17 protein-coding genes are annotated in these 16,454 nt (G+C 69.4%); 12 read left to right on the top strand and 5 right to left on the bottom strand.

Annotation, left to right across the window (positions count from 1 at the left end; genetic code table 11):
• Window positions 1-7 precede the first annotated feature (7 nt).
• Window positions 8-1,546 carry a pyridoxal phosphate-dependent decarboxylase family protein gene (locus ACU6XJ_RS28545; protein WP_476318342.1) on the bottom strand — a complete coding sequence of 513 codons (1,539 nt, stop codon included), beginning with the start codon at window positions 1,544-1,546 and terminating at the stop codon, window positions 8-10.
• 269 nt (window positions 1,547-1,815) lie between these two features.
• Here ACU6XJ_RS28545 and ACU6XJ_RS28540 point away from each other — a divergent pair, with 269 nt between their 5' ends.
• The 6 genes from ACU6XJ_RS28540 to ACU6XJ_RS28515 all read left to right on the top strand — a co-directional run bounded on the left by ACU6XJ_RS28540 (window position 1,816) and on the right by ACU6XJ_RS28515 (window position 8,077).
• Window positions 1,816-2,205, top strand: coding sequence for a DUF948 domain-containing protein (locus tag ACU6XJ_RS28540; protein WP_476318340.1), 390 nt, complete (start codon window positions 1,816-1,818; stop codon window positions 2,203-2,205).
• A complete protein-coding gene (locus ACU6XJ_RS28535) occupies window positions 2,202-2,522 on the top strand; it encodes a hypothetical protein (protein ID WP_476318338.1) in 321 nt (106 codons plus the stop codon). The genes ACU6XJ_RS28540 and ACU6XJ_RS28535 overlap by 4 nt, the downstream gene beginning before the upstream one ends.
• A gap of 68 nt (window positions 2,523-2,590) precedes the next feature.
• Complete coding sequence (alaS, locus tag ACU6XJ_RS28530; RefSeq protein ID WP_476318336.1) at window positions 2,591-5,260, top strand: alanine--tRNA ligase; 2,670 nt, start codon at window positions 2,591-2,593, stop codon at window positions 5,258-5,260.
• Between the two features lie 4 nt (window positions 5,261-5,264).
• Entirely contained in the window at window positions 5,265-5,756 is a 492-nt protein-coding gene (gene ruvX / locus ACU6XJ_RS28525; protein ID WP_476318334.1) for a Holliday junction resolvase RuvX, read from the top strand.
• Window positions 5,753-6,973 (top strand): endolytic transglycosylase MltG, encoded by a 1,221-nt coding sequence (mltG, locus tag ACU6XJ_RS28520; RefSeq protein WP_476318332.1) that lies wholly within the window; start codon window positions 5,753-5,755, stop codon window positions 6,971-6,973. Before ruvX ends, mltG begins: the two co-directional genes overlap by 4 nt.
• A 300-nt stretch (window positions 6,974-7,273) precedes the next feature.
• Window positions 7,274-8,077, top strand: coding sequence for a shikimate dehydrogenase (locus ACU6XJ_RS28515; protein WP_476318330.1), 804 nt, complete (start codon window positions 7,274-7,276; stop codon window positions 8,075-8,077).
• 86 nt (window positions 8,078-8,163) lie between these two features.
• Here the strand turns inward: ACU6XJ_RS28515 and ACU6XJ_RS28510 are convergent, their stop codons facing one another.
• Genes ACU6XJ_RS28510 through ACU6XJ_RS28500 form a run of 3 tightly spaced genes read right to left on the bottom strand, consistent with a single transcriptional unit; the run spans window position 8,164 to window position 10,505 of the window.
• On the bottom strand, window positions 8,164-8,430 hold the full coding sequence (locus ACU6XJ_RS28510) for an HPr family phosphocarrier protein (RefSeq protein ID WP_476318328.1): 267 nt from the start codon (window positions 8,428-8,430) through the stop codon (window positions 8,164-8,166).
• A 36-nt stretch (window positions 8,431-8,466) separates the two neighbouring features.
• Window positions 8,467-9,720: a PTS transporter subunit EIIC gene (locus ACU6XJ_RS28505; RefSeq protein WP_476318326.1), complete on the bottom strand. Its 1,254-nt coding sequence runs from the start codon at window positions 9,718-9,720 to the stop codon at window positions 8,467-8,469.
• A complete protein-coding gene (locus ACU6XJ_RS28500; RefSeq protein WP_476318324.1) occupies window positions 9,717-10,505 on the bottom strand; it encodes a GntR family transcriptional regulator in 789 nt (262 codons plus the stop codon). The genes ACU6XJ_RS28505 and ACU6XJ_RS28500 overlap by 4 nt, the downstream gene beginning before the upstream one ends.
• Window positions 10,506-10,660: 155 nt before the next feature.
• On the opposite strand from ACU6XJ_RS28500, the gene ACU6XJ_RS28495 reads away from it, so the two are divergent.
• Both ACU6XJ_RS28495 and ACU6XJ_RS28490 read left to right on the top strand, forming a co-directional pair.
• Window positions 10,661-10,891 (top strand): PTS sugar transporter subunit IIB, encoded by a 231-nt coding sequence (locus ACU6XJ_RS28495; RefSeq protein ID WP_476318322.1) that lies wholly within the window; start codon window positions 10,661-10,663, stop codon window positions 10,889-10,891.
• Window positions 10,888-11,331, top strand: coding sequence for a PTS sugar transporter subunit IIA (locus tag ACU6XJ_RS28490; RefSeq protein WP_476318320.1), 444 nt, complete (start codon window positions 10,888-10,890; stop codon window positions 11,329-11,331). Before ACU6XJ_RS28495 ends, ACU6XJ_RS28490 begins: the two co-directional genes overlap by 4 nt.
• An 88-nt stretch (window positions 11,332-11,419) precedes the next feature.
• Here ACU6XJ_RS28490 and ACU6XJ_RS28485 read toward each other — a convergent pair whose 3' ends face one another.
• A complete protein-coding gene (locus ACU6XJ_RS28485; RefSeq protein ID WP_476318318.1) occupies window positions 11,420-11,917 on the bottom strand; it encodes a hypothetical protein in 498 nt (165 codons plus the stop codon).
• Between the two features lie 222 nt (window positions 11,918-12,139).
• Between ACU6XJ_RS28485 and ACU6XJ_RS28480 the strand changes: the two genes are divergently transcribed.
• The 4 genes from ACU6XJ_RS28480 (at window position 12,140) to aroC (ending at window position 16,374) form a co-directional block, all read left to right on the top strand.
• Window positions 12,140-13,033: a hypothetical protein gene (locus ACU6XJ_RS28480; RefSeq protein ID WP_476318316.1), complete on the top strand. Its 894-nt coding sequence runs from the start codon at window positions 12,140-12,142 to the stop codon at window positions 13,031-13,033.
• A gap of 633 nt (window positions 13,034-13,666) precedes the next feature.
• The gene (locus tag ACU6XJ_RS28475) at window positions 13,667-14,143 is read left to right on the top strand and encodes a prepilin peptidase (RefSeq protein ID WP_476318314.1); all 477 of its coding nucleotides are present in this window, start codon (window positions 13,667-13,669) and stop codon (window positions 14,141-14,143) included.
• Window positions 14,144-14,357: 214 nt separating this feature from the next.
• Window positions 14,358-14,984 (top strand): SDR family oxidoreductase, encoded by a 627-nt coding sequence (locus ACU6XJ_RS28470; RefSeq protein ID WP_476318312.1) that lies wholly within the window; start codon window positions 14,358-14,360, stop codon window positions 14,982-14,984.
• Between the two features lie 205 nt (window positions 14,985-15,189).
• Complete coding sequence (gene aroC / locus ACU6XJ_RS28465; RefSeq protein ID WP_476318310.1) at window positions 15,190-16,374, top strand: chorismate synthase; 1,185 nt, start codon at window positions 15,190-15,192, stop codon at window positions 16,372-16,374.
• The last annotated feature ends 80 nt before the right edge of the window (window positions 16,375-16,454 follow it).

Below are 16,454 nucleotides of genomic sequence, written 5' to 3'. Positions count from 1 at the left end.
GGGGTGGTCATGCCGCGCCCTCCTGGATGGCTGTTTCGGCCTGGCCTGCCGTCACCACCGCGTCCAGTAGTTCGTCGATGGCGGTCGGTGGGGTGTCCGGGTTGAGCAGGGTGAGCTTCAGGCAGGTGCGCATCGTGGGGCCCGACCTGACGTCGGTGCGGCCCAGCAGTACCGAACCGGAACGCAGCAGCCGGCGGCGCAGCGCTGCGTTCACCCTGTCCTCCAGAGGAATCATCGACTCGGGCAGGGTTTTCTCGCTCAGGCGGAACCGGAACACCACGGTCGTCAACTCGGCCGGTGCGATGAGCTCAAGACAGCGGTCGGTGATGATCCGGCGCTGAGCGTAACGAGCAAGCCCATGGCAGGCATCGACCATCCGGCCCATCCCCTCCAGGCCATAGGCCAGCAGCGCGGCGACGACCTTCACCGCGTCCGGGCGGCGCGTGGTCTGCAGGCTGTGCCCCAGCAGTCCGTCGTAGCCCTCCTCGGCGTCGTCGCCCGGATTGAGGTAGGCCACCTCGCGGCGCAGCGGTGCCAGCGCGGCCCCGTCGCGCACCAGCAGTGCGCTCGCCGACGCGGGCAGCCAGCCCAGTTTGTGCAGGTCCGCGGTGATCGAGTCCGCCGCCGCGAGCCCGGCGAGCTTGCCGCGCAGCGCGGGGGAGAACAGGCAGCCGAAGCCGTAGGCGGCGTCCACGTGCAGCCACACCCGGTGCTCGGCGCACACCGCCGCCAGTGCCGGCAGCGGGTCGACGGTGCCGAAGTCCGTGGTGCCCGCGGTGGCCACCACCGCGATCGGCGTTCCGTCCACTTCGGAAAACATGGCGCGCAGCGCGTCCACCCGCATGCGCCGCCCGGCGTCCACCGGCACCGGTCGGATCGCCGACTCGCCGAGGCCCAGCGTCGCGCAGGCCCGGTTCACCGAGAAATGCGCCAGTTCCGAGCAGAACACCAGGGGTTTGCGCAGCGCGCCGACGCCGTCCCGACGCACGTCGACACCCCGGGTCGCCGCCGCGGCATCACGGGCCAGCAGCAGCGCCATCAGGTTCGACAGCGAACCGCCGGGCGTGAACACCCCGTCGGTGGCCTCGCCCAGTCCCGCCAGCCGCGCCAGCACCTCGATCAGCCAGCGCTCCATCGCCACCGCCGACGGCCCCGAGTCATAGGTGTCCACCGAGGCGTTCGACGCGCTGGCCAACGCGTCCGCGGCCACCGCGACGGCCAGCGCGGGCGGCTGGAGGTGCGCGGCGGCCAATGGGTGCGCCAGATCCACCCCGAACCGGGTCAGGGCGGTCGCGACCCTGCGCAGCGCGATCTCCGGTCCGAGCCCCTGCGTGGGCACCGCCGCGGGACCGAGCAGCGCCCGCACCGCCGCGGTCACCTGCTGCGGGCTGCCAGCCGGCAGCGGACCGCCCCGGCCCCTGGTGCGCAGTGCCCGCGCGGTCTCGGTCAGCGCCTCGACGACCTCGGCCAGGCCCTCGGGCGTGGCGGCCGGTGAAAACGGATGCGGAGCAGTGGTCGAGCCCGGGCTTCGAGCCGTCTGCGTCACGTGACCTCCGTCGGACAGCGCCACACACCCGAGCGCGTATTAGGGGAGCCTAACCTCACCAACTGCCTGTGTCGTCGTCAAGATTGATCTGCATCACGCCCCGTGTCCGGAAGCGCACTGTCAGCGCACCTCATGACAACCCAGGGGCCTGAGCGCTAGGAATGCCGTTCACTCGCTTGGCGGCAGCCATCGCGTAACCCGGTTCGCCCGCGCGGTAGCCTTTCCCCGTCGGGTGCAACGCCAATCGCAAGCCCCTTGTAGGAGGAGATGTGTCGGCAGGCCAGATCGCCGCTCTCATCGCGGCGGGTGCCTTTGTGGTGCTGGTCGTGCTGCTGGCCATCCCGCTGATGAAGCTGGCCCGCACGCTGGACGAGGCCACCATCGCGATCCGCAAGGCGCACCAGAACTCCGACCCGCTCTTCGACGGCGCGAACACCACGATCACGCACGTCAACACGCAGCTGGAGCGGGTGGACGGGATCACCGCCAACGCCCGCGCGGTCAGCGGCAACGTCTCCGCGCTGACCTCGCTGTTCACCGCCACCCTCGGCGGGCCGCTGGTGAAGGCCGCCGCCTTCTCCTATGGCGTGAGCAAGGCGCTGAAAGCCCGCCGCGCCAAGCGCGAGGGCCAACTCGCCGTGCGAGGAGGCCGCCGATGAGCCGTCTGTTCTGGCTGGGCCTCGGCGCCGCCGCAGGCGTTTTTGTCACCCGCAAGGTCAACCAGACCGCCAAACAGCTCACCCCCTCCGGCATGGCGGGCAATGTGGGCGATGCCATCCGCGAACTCGCCGGTGCCATCGGCTCCTTCGGCGCGGACGTGCGCGCGGGCATGTCCGAGCGCGAGCACGAGCTCACCGACCTCGTCGACGAACGCTCCGGCATGGCAGGCCGGGCGGGCCGCCACGCGCGTCCCTACAGCTACCGCGAGGTCGGTCCCTACGGCCGCGACGCGCGAGCGCGCAGGGCGGAAGGCTGAGCGCCTCCGTCTTCCGCCGCTGCCGCGACCCCATTGCCACTGTTCCAGCTGTGACGAGGTAATCCACCGTGCAGACCCACGAGATCCGACAGCGCTTCCTGAACCACTTCCAGCGCAACGGCCACACCCTGGTGCCCAGCGCCTCACTCATCCTCGACGACCCGACGCTGCTGTTCGTCAACGCCGGGATGGTGCAGTTCAAGCCCTACTTCCTTGGCCAGGTCAGCCCGCCCTACCCGCGTGCCGCCAGCGTGCAGAAATGCGTGCGCACCGGTGACATCGACGAGGTCGGCAAGACCACCCGGCACAACACGTTCTTCCAGATGGCCGGGAACTTTTCCTTCGGCGACTACTTCAAGCCCGGCGCCATCGAACTCGCCTGGCAGCTGGTCACCGGCAGTCGGGACGACGGCGGCTACGGCTTCGACCCCGACCGCATCTGGGTCACCGTCTACCAGGACGACGACGAGGCCATCGCCCTGTGGCGCAAGATCGCCGGGCTGCCCGAGGAGCGCATCCAGCGCCGCGACGGCAAGGACAACTACTGGGACATGGGCGTGCCCGGACCCGGCGGCCCCTGCTCGGAGATCTACTACGACCGCGGCCCCGAGCACGGCCGCGACGGCGGCCCGGTCGTCGACGAGGACCGGTACCTGGAGATCTGGAACCTGGTCTTCATGCAGGACGAGCGGGGTGAGCTCAGCCCCAAGGTCGGCCACCCCCCGATCGGCGAGCTACCCGCCAAGAACATCGACACCGGCATGGGCATCGAGCGCGTCGCCTACCTGCTGCAGGGCGTGGACAACGTCTACGAGACCGACCTGGTCCGCCCGGTGATCGCCCGCGCCGAGGAACTCACCGGCAAGCGCTACGGCGTGAACCACGAGGACGACGTGCGGTTCCGGGTCATCGCCGACCACGCCCGCAGCGGCGTGATGATCATCGGCGACGGCGTGACGCCGGGCAACGAGGGCCGCGGCTACGTGCTGCGCCGCCTGCTGCGCCGCATCATCCGCTCCTCCCGGCTGCTCGGCGTGCACGAACCGGTGCTGGGCGAGTTCACCTCCGTGGTCCGCGACGCCATGGGCCCCTCCTACCCGGAGGTGGTGACCGACTACGGCCGCATCGAGGCCGTGATGAAGGCTGAAGAGCAGGCCTTCCTCGCCACCCTGAGCACCGGCTCCAAGATCTTCGACGTCGCCGTGTCGGACACCAAGGCCGCCGGCGGCGGGCAACTCGCGGGCGACAAGGCCTTCCAACTGCACGACACCTACGGCTTCCCCATCGACCTGACCCTGGAGATGGCCGCCGAACAGGGCCTGACCGTCGACCAGGACGGGTTCCGCAGGCTGATGACCGAGCAGCGGGAACGCGCCAAGGCCGACGCGGCGGGCCGCAAGACCGCCCACGGTGACGCCTCGGCCTACCGCGCGGTCCTCGACACCCACGGCAACACCGAGTTCCTCGGCTACCGCGACCTCACCGCCGAGGCCAGGGTCGTCGGCCTGCTCGTCGACGGCGCCCCCACCGCCGCCGCGGGCGCGGGCACCGAGGTGGAGATCGTGCTGGACCGTACCCCCTTCTACGCCGAGGGCGGCGGCCAGCTTGCCGACACCGGCCGCATCGTCGCCGACGGCGCCGAACTCGAGGTGCTCGACGTCCAATCACCGGTCGCCGGTTTGAACGTGCACCGCGCCAAGGTCGTCTCCGGCGAGATCACCTTGGACGCAGGCGTGCACGCCACCGTCGACACGGTGCGCCGCCGCTCGGTCTCCCGCGCCCACTCCGCCACCCACCTCGTGCACGCGGGTGTGCGTCGCGCGCTGGGTGACAAGGCCGCCCAGGCCGGCTCCCTCAACGCCCCGGGCCGCCTGCGCTTCGACTTCACCTCACCCGGCGGGGCCGTGGCGCCCAGCGTGCTGGCCGACGTCGAGGACGAGATCAACGACGTGCTGCTGCACGACCACGAGGTGCGCGCCGAGATCACCACACTGGACGCCGCCAAGGCTTCCGGCGCCATCGCCTTCTTCGGCGAGAAGTACGGCGACGCGGTACGCGTGATCACCATCGGCGACTACTCCAAGGAGCTGTGCGGCGGCACCCACGTGCACCGCTCCGGTGAGATCGGACTGGTCAAGCTGCTGTCGGAGGCCTCCATCGGCTCCGGTGTCCGCCGTGTGGAGGCACTGGTCGGGCTGGACGCGTTCCGGTTCCTGGCCAAGGAGCACGTGCTGGTCTCGCAGCTGGCGGAGCAGTTCAAGGCCCGCCCCGAGGAGCTGCCGGAGCGCATCGGGCAGACCGTGGAGCGGCTGCGCACCGCGGAGAAGGAACTGGAGCGGCTGCGCGCCGGTCAGCTGCTGTCCTCGGCGGGGGCGCTGGCCGACTCCGCCGAGCAGCTTGGCGATGTGGCACTCGTTACCGCAGCGTTGCCTGACGGGGTGAGCGGCAACGACCTGCGTTCCGTAGTCACGGAAGTGCGCAACAAACTCGGCAACCGACCCGGCGTGGTCGCCCTGTTCTCCGCCGACCCGGCCGCGGGCAAGGTGGCGTTCGTGGTCGCCACCACCTCCGCCGCCCGCGACTCGGGCCTGGCCGCGGGCAAGCTGGTGCCCGCCTTCGCAGGCGAGATCGGCGGCCGCGGCGGCGGCAAGCCCGATATGGCCCAGGGCGGCGGCACCAACCCCGGCGGCGTCGGCGCCGCCATGGACTCGCTGCGCCGCGAACTCGCGAGCCGCTGAACCGATGTCCGCACCGCGTGAGGCCGATCGTCCCGGTTCCGATGATCCGGGGCCGGGACGTCGCCTCGCCGTCGACGTAGGTTCAGTGCGAGTTGGCCTCGCGTTGAGCGATCCCGCCCCCATGCTGGCCACCCCGCTGACTACGCTGACCCGGGACGAGCCCACCGGTCGGGACCTCGATCAGGTGGCCGAGCTCGTAGCCGAGCACGAGGTGGTCGAAGTGGTGGTAGGTCTGCCCCGCACGCTGGCGGCGCGGCACGGCGCCGCGGCGGTGGCCGCGCAGTCCTACGCCGAGGCACTGGCCGGGCGCGTGGCCCCGGTGCCGGTTCGACTCGCCGACGAGCGTCTGACCACGGTGACCGCCACCCGTGTTCTCGCCCAGCGGGGCGTGCGGGGTCGCAAGCAGCGGGCCGTGATCGACCAGGTGGCCGCGGTGGAGATCCTGCAGTCCTGGTTGGACGCCCGTGCTCGCGCAGTCGGAAAGGGCACACCGTGAGCGAAGACCTGGGCCTGTTCGGTGACACCATGGAGGACACTCGTCCCTCCCAGCGTGTCCGGGTGCCGGTGAAGAAGAAGCCGCGTGTCAGCAAGCAGCGCAAGAAGATCACCTGGATCGTGCTCGCGCTGGTGCTGCTGGGCGTCGCGGGCGCCGTGTTCTACGGCGCGCGCCAGTTCCTCGGCGTCGGCGGCTACGCCGACTACGAGGGCGCGGGCGGCGACCCCGAGGTCGTCGTGGAGATCAAGCAGGGCGAGCCGGTGATCGCCATCGCCAAGCGGATGGCCGCCGAGGACGTGGTCGCCTCCGCCCGCGCCTACGTCGAGGCCGTCGAGGACAACACCAAGGCGGGCAACGCCCAACCCGGCTTCTACCGGATGAAGACCAAGATGTCCGGCAAGGCCGCCGCCGCCAGGATCATCGACCCGGCGGCCCGCGCGGGCATGCTGGAGATCAAGGGCGGCATGCAACTTCACGACCTGACCGGCGTGAACAACGAGAAGACCCCCGGCATCCTCTCCAAGATCGCCGAGGCGAGCTGCGGGGAGAAGAAGCCGCCGGAGTGCCTGAACGGCGCGCAGGTACAGAAGGCCATGGAGACCGCCGACCTCGCCGAACTGGGCGTGCCGACGTGGGCGCTGGCCCCGGCGAAGAAGGCCGACGCGAGCAGGCGCCTGGAAGGCCTGATCGTGCCCGGCATCTACCACGTGGAGCCCGGCGCCGACGCCGAGACCGCGCTCAAGGGCGTGGTGACCGCCTCCGCCACCAAACTGCAGGCCATGGGCTTCCCCAACGTGGGCGCCGACACCGGCTTCACGCCCTACCAGCAGCTCATCGTCGCCTCGATGGTGGAACGCGAGGGCATCCGCAAGGACTTCGGCAAGATCGCCCGCGTCACCTACAACCGCGTCGAGAAGGGCATGCGGTTGCAGTACGACTCGACGGTCAACTACGTGTTGGACAAGCCGGTGCTGCTGACCAAGTCGGAGGACCGCGAGCGGCCCGGCCCGTACAACACGTACAAGAACCGCGAAATGCCCCCGACCCCGATCGGCGCGCCCAGCAAGGAGGCCATCGAGGCCGCGGGCAAGCCGGAATCGGGCGGCTGGCTGTACTTCGTGAAGTGCGAGAAGAACGGCACCTCCTGCTTCGCCGACACCAACGACGAGCACAACGCCAACCGGGAGAAGGCCGCCCGCAACGGCGCGCTCGGCTGACCCCTGATGCGGTGACTCCGTCTGCGTCGCGGCGGAGCACCGCCGCGGAAGTCCGCCTCCGACCAGGGCTTGGCCGACGAGATCCACATCGAGCACCAAGGCGACCACGACATCGTCGTGGTGCCGCGGGGCAGCCGTGGAGGGCAGGCAGCCGAGCACCTTTCCCGCCGAAGGACGCGCCGTACCGTCTCCGGACCCCACCGAGTTCGTGGACGCGCGCAATCCGAACGGACCGGAGCTGATAGAGAAGTTCCAGCCCACCGTCGATCACCGGCGCTAGTGCCTGGCTAGTATCCCGACGTGCCTCGATTCGCCGTGTTGGGAAGTCCGGTCGCGCATTCGCTGTCCCCGGTGCTGCACCGGGCCGCGTTCGCCGCGCTGGGTCTGCACGACTGGACCTACGACCCGGTCGAGTGCACCGCCGAGCAACTGCCCGGCCTGGTCGCCTCCGGTGATTGGACAGGGTTCTCGGTGACCATGCCCGGCAAGCACGCCGCGCTGGCCGTCGCCGACCACGTCACCGATCGGGCGGCGGCGGTGGGCGCCGCGAACACGCTGATCAAGCTGCCGTCGGGGCAGTGGCGCGCGGACTGCACCGACGTCGACGGCGTGGTCGGAGCACTGAACGAGGCCGCACTGGTCGTGGACCGCGGCCGGGCGCTGCTGTTCGGCGCGGGCGGCACCGCCCAGGCCGCGCTGGCGGGCCTCGCCGAACTCAAGGTGCCCGCCGCGGATCTGGTGGTGCGCGATCCGGCGCGGGCGTCCGCGGCCCTGGAGACGGCGCAGCGGGTGGGCGTCGAGGTGAGCGTGCACCGGCTGGCCGACGCGGACCTGGAGCGCCTGAGCGCCGAGGCCGATGTCCTGATCAGTACCCTGCCCGCAGGCGCCATCGACGCACTCGTGCCGCGGCTGATCGCGGCGCGCTGTGTGCTGGACGTGGTCTACCACCCGTGGCCGACGCCGCTGGCCGCCGCCGTGTCCGGCCGCGTCGCGAGCGGACTCGACATGCTCCTGCACCAGGCCTTCGGCCAGTGCGAACAGTTCACCGGCCGCCCCGCCCCCCGCGAGGCCATGCGTTCGGCCCTCGTCGCTGCCCGCTCCTGAGACAGCCGGAAGGCCGCGCCGTCGGGGGTGGCGCGGCCTCCCAGGTCTCGTGAGTGAGCTGATCGGTTCCAACCCACTCACGAGGTCTAGGCGTCGAGATCGGACCCGATGAGCTCCGCCAGCGCGTCCAGCGCCTGCTCGGCGCCCTCACCCTCGGCCTGCAACAGCACCTCGTCACCGTGCATGGCGCCCAGCGTCATCAGGCCCAGGATGCTGGCGGCCTGCACAGGCTCGGAGCCGTTCTTGCTGATGGTGACGGTGACCGGCTGATCGGCCGCGGCCTTGGCCAGCAGCGCGGCGGGCCGGGCGTGCAGCCCCACCTTGCTGGCGACGGTGACCTTGCGTTCTGGCATCGTTGTTCCTCTCCCCACGCGTACCGGAATTCTCGCTCAGACCCTGGACGTACTCGGGTCCGCCTCCGGTTCGACCGAATCCTCTTCACGTCCCGGTGTGCGGAGGTTCCACTTCTTGATCACGAAGCTGAACAGGACGTAGTAGATCACCGCATACGCCAGGCCGATCGGGATCAACCACAGCGGCTTGCTGGCGATGCCGAAGTTGAGGATGTAGTCGATCACGCCCGCGGAGAACGAGAACCCGTGGTGGATGTCGAGTGCGTTGACCAGCGCCAGCGAGGTGCCGGTGAGCACGGCGTGCACCAGGTACAGCGGCCACGCCACGAACAGGAACGAGAACTCCAGCGGCTCGGTGATGCCGGTCAAAAACGAGGTGAGCGCCCCGGCGAACATGATGCCGCCGACGAGCTTGCGCTGGTCGGGACGGGCGTTGCGCCAGATCGCCAGCGCCGCGGCGGGCAGCGCGAACATGAAGATCGGGAAGAACCCGGTCATGAAGATGCCCGCCTCGGGGTCGCCGTGGAAGAAGCGGGTCAGGTCGCCGGAGACGCCGTCCTTCTCGCCGAAGACGATCCAGACGAAGGTGTTGATGATGTGGTGCAGGCCCAGCGGCAGCAGCAGCCGGTTGACCACGCCGAAGATCCCGCCGCCGATGACGGCGTCGCTGGTGACGAAGTCCCCGATGGCGGTGATGCCCTTGTCGAACAGCGGGAACAGCAGGCCGAGCACCACGCCGAGCCCGATCATGACCACGGCGGTGATGATCGGCACGAACCGGCGGCCGCCGAAGAAGCCGAGGTAGGTGGGCAGCTTGATGCGGTGGTAGCGCTGCCACAGCAGCGCGGCGACGAGACCCGCGATCAGGCCGGTGAGCACGCCGTAGGGCCATTTGTTGGCGATCACGCCCGCCGCGTCGGGGGTCACCATGGCGGCGGCGTCGCCGGGGCTTGCCACCGGGTTCAACTCCATGATCACCCGGCTGAGGACCAGGTAGCCCACGACCGCGGCCAGCGCGGTGGACCCGTCGGCCTTCTTGGCGAAGCCGACGGCGACACCGACGGCGAACAGCAGCGGCAGGTAGTCCCACAGCACGCCGCCCGCGCCGCCGATCACGGCGGCCACCGTGGCCAGGGATTCCCACTGGCCGAGCAGGTCTTTCTGGCCAAGGCGCAGCAGCAGGCCCGCCGCGGGCAGGGCGGCGATCGGCAACATCAGGCTGCGGCCGAAGCGCTGCAGGACCGCGAGGCTTCTGGAGTTGCCTCCTCCGGCCGCGTCGACAGTGCTCATCTGATTTCTCCCTCGACTGCATCGGAACCGGAACCCGGGACTGTCCGGCCCAACTGCATGCTCACCTGGTATTGATCACCCCGGTACCAGGACGTCATCGCTTCTATCGGTATGTCGTTGGCGGTGGCTACGCGGTGGAAGACCAGCACCGGTGCGCCGGGTGCGATCTCCAGCAGGTCCGCGGTCTCCTCATCGGCGGCCTCGGCCCGCATCACCTGCTCGGCGCTGTCGGGCCGCACCCCGTACCGCTCGGCGAACAGGGCGTAGATCGACTGCGACAGGTCGTAGGCCAGCAGGCCGGGCAGGTGCTTGGCGCGCAGCCAGCCGCGTTCCACCGCGATCGGCACGCCGTTGGCGCTGCGCAGCCGGATCAGGTGGTAGGCCTGATCACCCGGTGCGATCCCCAGTTCCTCGGCCGTCCTCCGCGGCGGGGTCTCCAAGCCGCGGTGCAGCACGACGGTGCCCGGCTCGCGGCCCCGGCGGCGCATCTCCTCGGTGAAGGACTCCAGATACAGCGTGGTGTTGACCTTGGGCTGGGCGGTGAAGGTGCCCTTGCCGCGGACCCGGACCAGCAGCCCCTCGCTGACCAGCTGCCCGATGGCCTCGCGCACGGTCAGCCGCGCCACCCCGTACTGCGAGGCCAGCTCGCGTTCGGAGGGGACGAGGGAGTTGGGTGGCAGCTCCTCCTCGGCTAGCTTGCGCAGGATCTCGCGGAGCTGGGCGTGCTTGGGCACCGGCCCCTGCAGGAGGTGGTCGGGCTCGACGCTCTCCGGCCAGTGCGTCACGATTGTCCACCTCCTGTGCTTGTAATAGGGACGTTGCGGGCCAAAGCTCCCACCGTGGTCCGGTCATTGGTACGGTCCGGTCTATACCAGTGGTTTGGCAGCATGGACCGAAGGATGTTCATGAGTCAATGGCCGTTATGGGATCGAGGTAAGGAATGAGCAAGGCGGAGCGGATCGTCGCAGGCCTGGGTGGGACGGACAACCTCGTCGAGGTCGAGGGCTGTATCACCCGGCTGCGCTGCGAGGTGACCGACCCTGGCGCGGTGGACGAGGCGGCGCTGAAGGCCGCGGGCGCGCACGGCGTGGTGCGGATGGGGACCGCGGTCCAGGTGATCGTCGGTCCGGAGGCCGACAACCTGGCCTCCGAGATCGAGGACATGCTGTGAGGGTCGCCAGCCCCGTGGCGGGCACGGCGGTGTCGCTGAGCGAGGTGCCGGACCCGGTGTTCTCCCAGGCGATGGTCGGCCCCGGTGTCGCGGTGGACCCGTTGGGCGGGCAGGCCGAGGTGCTGGCCCCGATCGCGGGCACCGTGGCCACGCTGCACCCGCACGCGTTCGTGATCGTCGCCGACGGCGCGGGTGTGCTGGTGCACTTGGGCATCGACACCGTCAAGCTGCACGGTGAGGGCTTCACCCTGCACGTGGCCAAGGGGGACACGGTGTCGGCCGGGCAACCGATCGTGACGTGGAACCCGGCGAAGGTGGCGGAACTGGGGTATTCGGCCATGTGCCCGGTGGTGGCCTTGGAGGCGGCGGCCGAAGCATTGTCGGACGTGCGAGAAGGACCGGTCGCCGCGGGCGATGCGTTGTTCTCCTGGACCCGATAGCCGCTGCTCGCCAGAAAAACCGAATTCCTAGTAATTCCACAGAATGTAAGGTTGGCGCCGCCCGTTCCCGGACGGCGCCATCCGTTTTCTAGTCGACCTTCTTCTCATCGGTCAGCGTGAGCGGCTCCTTCTTCGAAGTATCGGTATCGGTGCAGTCCACCGATACCGTGATGCCGCTGAAGGGATCGGTGTGGCTTGCCTTCGGCAGGCTGTTCAACTGGGCCGTGGGCAGCGAGGCGCGAGGCACTTCCATCACAGCGCGAGGGTCGGACATCCGGATGCACATGGCCATGACGGAGCCGTTGAACCGGGTGTGGGCAAGCCCGATCTGCTGCTGGAACTTGAAGCTCTTCAGCAGATACAGACCCTTGAGCTGCACCGATGCCGCCGATCTCGGCAGCACGATGGGGCGGCCTTCATAGTTTTCCTGCGTCCAGCCGCAGAACTGGTGGGCGGAGAGGTCGCAGGAGTCGGCGTAGACCGCTCCGTCGAGCACCTTGTCGGGCGAGGCCGACGCGGTCGTGCCGCCCACCAGTCCGGTGATTGCGGCCGCGGCGATGAGAATGCCGGTGATTTGCTTGAACACGTTTCCTCCATGAGCCCGCCGTGCGAGGGGGAGGAAATGTGGAAAACGGCGGGATCAATGTGATCGTAGGCACACCCGGAAAGCGCCGACATCCTTGGAATATCCACAGAATAGCTGTCTGTGAAAGATAGGTACCCTTACCTATACCTACCCTTATTGTTACCTTCCCGTGATCGTAGGAAAGTGCGATAACCGAAGGCCTTGACAGTTTGGGAGGCACTTTTGCAGGACACAGCGCGGTCGCAGCAGGCGTTCCCGGTGGCGTTCTCCCGCGCGATCACCCAAAGCGGATTGAGCCTGGACAGTCTGCGTCGTCACCTGGCCAGACGGGGCATCACGGTAAGTCTGTCGACGCTGAGCTACTGGCGGCGAGGCCGCAGCAGGCCGGAACGCGCGGACTCGCTGCGTGCGGTGATGGTGCTGGAGCAGGTATTGGGCTTGCAGGAGGGGATGCTGTACTCGCTGCTCGGTCCGCCGCGTCCCCGTGGCCGCTGGGCCAGCCCGCACCGCTTCCAGCCGGTGGTGAGCGTGCCCTCGCCGCTCCCCATGCCGATGCTGCGTGAGGCGGGCTGCCCGACCGCGGAGCAGGTCACGTATCTGAGCGTGCACGAGCAGCACCATGTGGACGGCCACCGCAGGGAGAGCCTGACCAGGGTCCGGCAGGTGATCCGCGCCGAGTCCGGCGGCCTGTCCCGCCTGGTGGAGGTCTGCCCGATGGTCGGCTCCGCGCTGCCCGGCCTGGTGAGCACGTCGGGGGTGCGGCTGGGCAAGGTGCGCCCCGACACCGCCAGCCGTTTGGTGACCTACGAGCTGCTGCTGGACACCCCGCTGCGGCCCGGCGACACCGCGCTGGTGGAGTTCGACCTGGTCCGCACGCCCGCGACCGAGTCGACCGCGCACCGCCGCACGTTCCCGCTGCCGGTGCGCCAGTACGTGCTGCAGATCAACTTCGACGGTGCGGCGATGCCCGCGCACTGCCACGAGTTCCGCCAGCACGGCATCACCCAGCCCGAGACCGAGATCCGCCGCCTTCCGGTGAACTCCTTCGGCACCGCCCATCTGGTCGTGGTGGAACCGGAAACCCCCATAGCCGGCATCCGCTGGTATTGGGACTGACCCTCAAGAGCCCCACCCAGGCTGGCAATGACCATGCCAGCCCCGCCCAGGCCAGCCCGCCCAGGCTGGCACCACGCGCGCCCGCCCGCCGAGCCGGTACGTCCCTGTGCGCAGCCGGCGAGCCTGACCCGCACTGCCTTGCAAGCCACACGTACCGGCGTCGGGCTCGCCCCGTGCACCCATCTGTCGGCAGCCGAGGAGTCGGGTGCCGGCTCCTCGCGGGCCGCTTGGCTCGGCCTTCAACTTGTACGCCAGCCCGCGAGGCTGCCGTCTCTCCTGCGAGGCTGCCATCTCCCGCGAGCCATACGCCCGGTTTCGCGGACCGCGGCCTTACCCGCCAACTCACACGCCCCGGGTCGACCGTGACCTGCCCTCGAACTCACGCCCGTGTCGACCTTGGCCAGCCCTCGAATCCTTAGCGCAGGTTCACCGCCGTCCGCGGCAACCGAGACAACCCTGATCGACCATCCACGCCAAATCGCGCACCCGCTATCCCGCCGTATCCCCACCCTAAACCCCCACTAGAGCGACACCCAACGCCAACAAAGCCCCACTCTCTCCATTTCCGCGCACACAACGACCGTTTCTTTTCACTTTATTGACTGCCCTCCCATCCCCCGCCAAGCTAGCCCCATGACCCAATTCCTCCCCACCACCGCATTCCTCTGGCTTACAGCAACCAGCGCATTCCTCATCCACACCGACCTAACCCAACACCGATTACCCAACCGCCTAACAGCCGCGGCCTACCTCGGCGTCACGGCCCTACTGGCCCTCTCCGCCGCCACCACAGGCCACTGGCCCCACTTCACCCGGGCAGCCCTAGGCGGCCTGGCCCTCTCCGCCACCTACCTCACCCTGGCTCTGCTCCACCCCCAGGCCATGGGCATGGGCGACGCAAAGCTGGCCGCCTCGGTGGGCACCGCGCTCGCCTGGTTGGGCTGGCCAACCCTGCTGGCAGGCGGCGCCCTGGGCTTCGCCCTGGCAGCCACCACCGGCCTAGCCGGAATCCTCACCCGCCGTCTGACCTGGCGCCAACCCATCGCACACGCCCCATTCATGCTGGCAGGAGCGCTCCTGGCCGTACTGCTGCCGACGATATTCCGTTGACCCAACCCACCGAGCCACCCGCACCATCACCCCATGACAGCACCCCCTTGCAGGGCAGAGTCGCCCTCGTCACCGGAGTCAGCCGCACATCCGGAATCGGCTACGCCACCGCCCGCCAACTAGCGGAAAAGGGCGCAAGCCTGTTCCTCCACCACCACCGCCCCCACGACGAGCAAACCCCTGGGGCCCCGACCCCGCAGGAACCACCGAGGTAATGGACTCCCTCCGCCCTCACCTACACCCCAACGCCCGACTGGAACACGCCCACGCCGACCTCTCCGACCCCACCACGCCCAAAACTCTCTTCACCAAAGCCCAACACCACTTCACCCACGCCGACATCCTCATCTGCAACCACGCCACCAGCGCCCCCGACGCCGCCCTGGGCAAACTGACCCCAGAAATGCTGGACGAACACTGGCAAATAAACACCAGAGCCAGCCTCCTGCTAGCCCAAGAATTCGCCACCCACCACGACGGCAGAAAAGGCGGCCGCCTGATTTTCCTGACCTCCGGCCAAAACCTGGGACCCATGCCCGGAGAAATAGCCTACGCAACCAGCAAAGGAGCCCTATCCGCCATAACCGCAACAATCGCCGACCAACTGGCCGACCACAACATCACCGTGAACACAGTCAACCCCGGCCCAGTCGACACCGGCTGGCCCGACAACCAAACCCGAGCCCACGTAGCCCCGATGTTCCCCGGCGGCCGCTGGGCCGCCCCCGACGACCCCGCCAGACTGATCACCTGGCTAGCCACGGACGACGCCACCTGGATAACCGGCCAAACCCTCAACACCGAGGGCGGCTTCCGCCGCTGGCCACACCTACACACCTGACACCACACCACATCTCACCCACACGCATTCACCACACGGGGGCACAGCCCGGACACCACCACGCGCAAGGGGCACAGGGCTGCATCGAAGGAAAGGGAAGGGGAAGGGGGAGGGGGGGAGCCCGGAAAGCCCCCACTACGCGGGGTGGGCTGGTGTCTGCGCTGCTGGGTAAGGGTGCGGGTGGGGAGCGTGGGAGGATTGGGGGGTGTTGCGCTGGATTACTGCTGGAGAGTCGCACGGGCCTGCGTTGGTGGCCGTGTTGGAGGGCATGGTCGCCGGGGTCGGGGTGACCACCGAGGACATCAGGACGCAGTTGGCTCGGCGGCGGCTCGGGCACGGGCGGGGTGCCCGGATGAAGTTCGAGGCCGATGAGGTCGATGTGCTCGGCGGTGTCCGGCACGGGCGGACTCAGGGCGGGCCGGTGGCGATTCAGATCGGCAACAGTGAGTGGCCGAAGTGGGAGAAGGTCATGTCGGCCGATCCGGTCGATGACGAGACGCTGCGCGGGCTTGCCCGTAGCGCCCCGCTGACCCGGCCTCGGCCGGGGCACGCGGATCTGCCGGGCATGCTCAAGTACGGCTTCGACGACGCGCGGCCGGTGTTGGAGCGGGCGAGCGCCAGGGAGACCGCGGCGCGTACCGCGCTCGGGACGGTGGCGCGGGCGTTCCTCCGCCAGGTCGCGGATGTCGAGATCCTCAGCCACGTGGTGGCCATCGGTGAGGTCGCCGCCCCGGATGGTGCCATTCCCGGGCCGGACGACCTCGATGCCGTGGACGCCAGCCCGGTGCGGGTGTTCGACGCGCGGGCGTCGGAGGCGATGGTCGCCGAGGTGGATGCCGCCAAGGCCGACGGTGACACCCTCGGTGGGGTGGTCGAGGTGCTCGCCTACGGGCTGCCGCCGGGTGTGGGCTCACACGTGCATTGGGACCGCAGGCTGGATTCGCGCCTGGCGGGCGCGTTGATGGGCATTCAGGCGATCAAGGGTGTCGAGGTCGGGGACGGGTTCACCACGGCGCGGCGGCGCGGCAGCAAGGCTCACGACGAGATCGACCCGGTGCCGGGCGGCTCGTCGGTCACCCGCCGTTCCAACCGGGCGGGCGGCCTGGAGGGCGGCATGACCAACGGGGAGCCGCTGCGGCTGCGGGCCGCGATGAAACCGATCTCCACCGTGCCCCGCGCATTGTCCACTGTGGACACTGCGACCGGGGAGCCCGCGGTGGCGATCAGCCAGCGGTCCGATGCGTGCGCGGTGCCCGCCGCTGGGGTTGTCGCCGAGGCGATGGTCGCGCTGGTGCTGGCGGATGCGGTGCTGGAGAAGTTCGGCGGCGACTCGGTCGCCGAGACGCGCCGCAACATCGAGGGCTACCTCACCTCGCTGGAACAGCGATAGGGCCGACGGCCTGTCGTATGACAGACCTCCCCCGATCGGTGTCGCTCAGGTGGTGGCCGGTGCTGGCCGTTGCAGTTCCT

The sequence above is a fragment of the Actinorectispora metalli genome (genome assembly GCF_056323685.1).
Note: the sequence above shows the minus strand (reverse complement) of the source record. Positions and strands in the feature narration are given on the sequence as shown.

Excerpts from the sequence above, each read along its gene's own strand:
- ACU6XJ_RS28535 (WP_476318338.1), top strand. The coding sequence starts at position 2,202 with ATGAGCCGTCTGTTCTGGCTGGGCCTCGGCGCCGCCGCAGGCGTTTTT.
- ruvX (WP_476318334.1), top strand. The coding sequence starts at position 5,265 with ATGTCCGCACCGCGTGAGGCCGATCGTCCCGGTTCCGATGATCCGGGG.
- ACU6XJ_RS28510 (WP_476318328.1), bottom strand. The coding sequence starts at position 8,430 with ATGCCAGAACGCAAGGTCACCGTCGCCAGCAAGGTGGGGCTGCACGCC.
- ACU6XJ_RS28505 (WP_476318326.1), bottom strand. The coding sequence starts at position 9,720 with ATGAGCACTGTCGACGCGGCCGGAGGAGGCAACTCCAGAAGCCTCGCG.
- ACU6XJ_RS28495 (WP_476318322.1), top strand. The coding sequence starts at position 10,661 with ATGAGCAAGGCGGAGCGGATCGTCGCAGGCCTGGGTGGGACGGACAAC.
- ACU6XJ_RS28475 (WP_476318314.1), top strand. The coding sequence starts at position 13,667 with ATGACCCAATTCCTCCCCACCACCGCATTCCTCTGGCTTACAGCAACC.
- ACU6XJ_RS28470 (WP_476318312.1), top strand. The coding sequence starts at position 14,358 with ATGGACTCCCTCCGCCCTCACCTACACCCCAACGCCCGACTGGAACAC.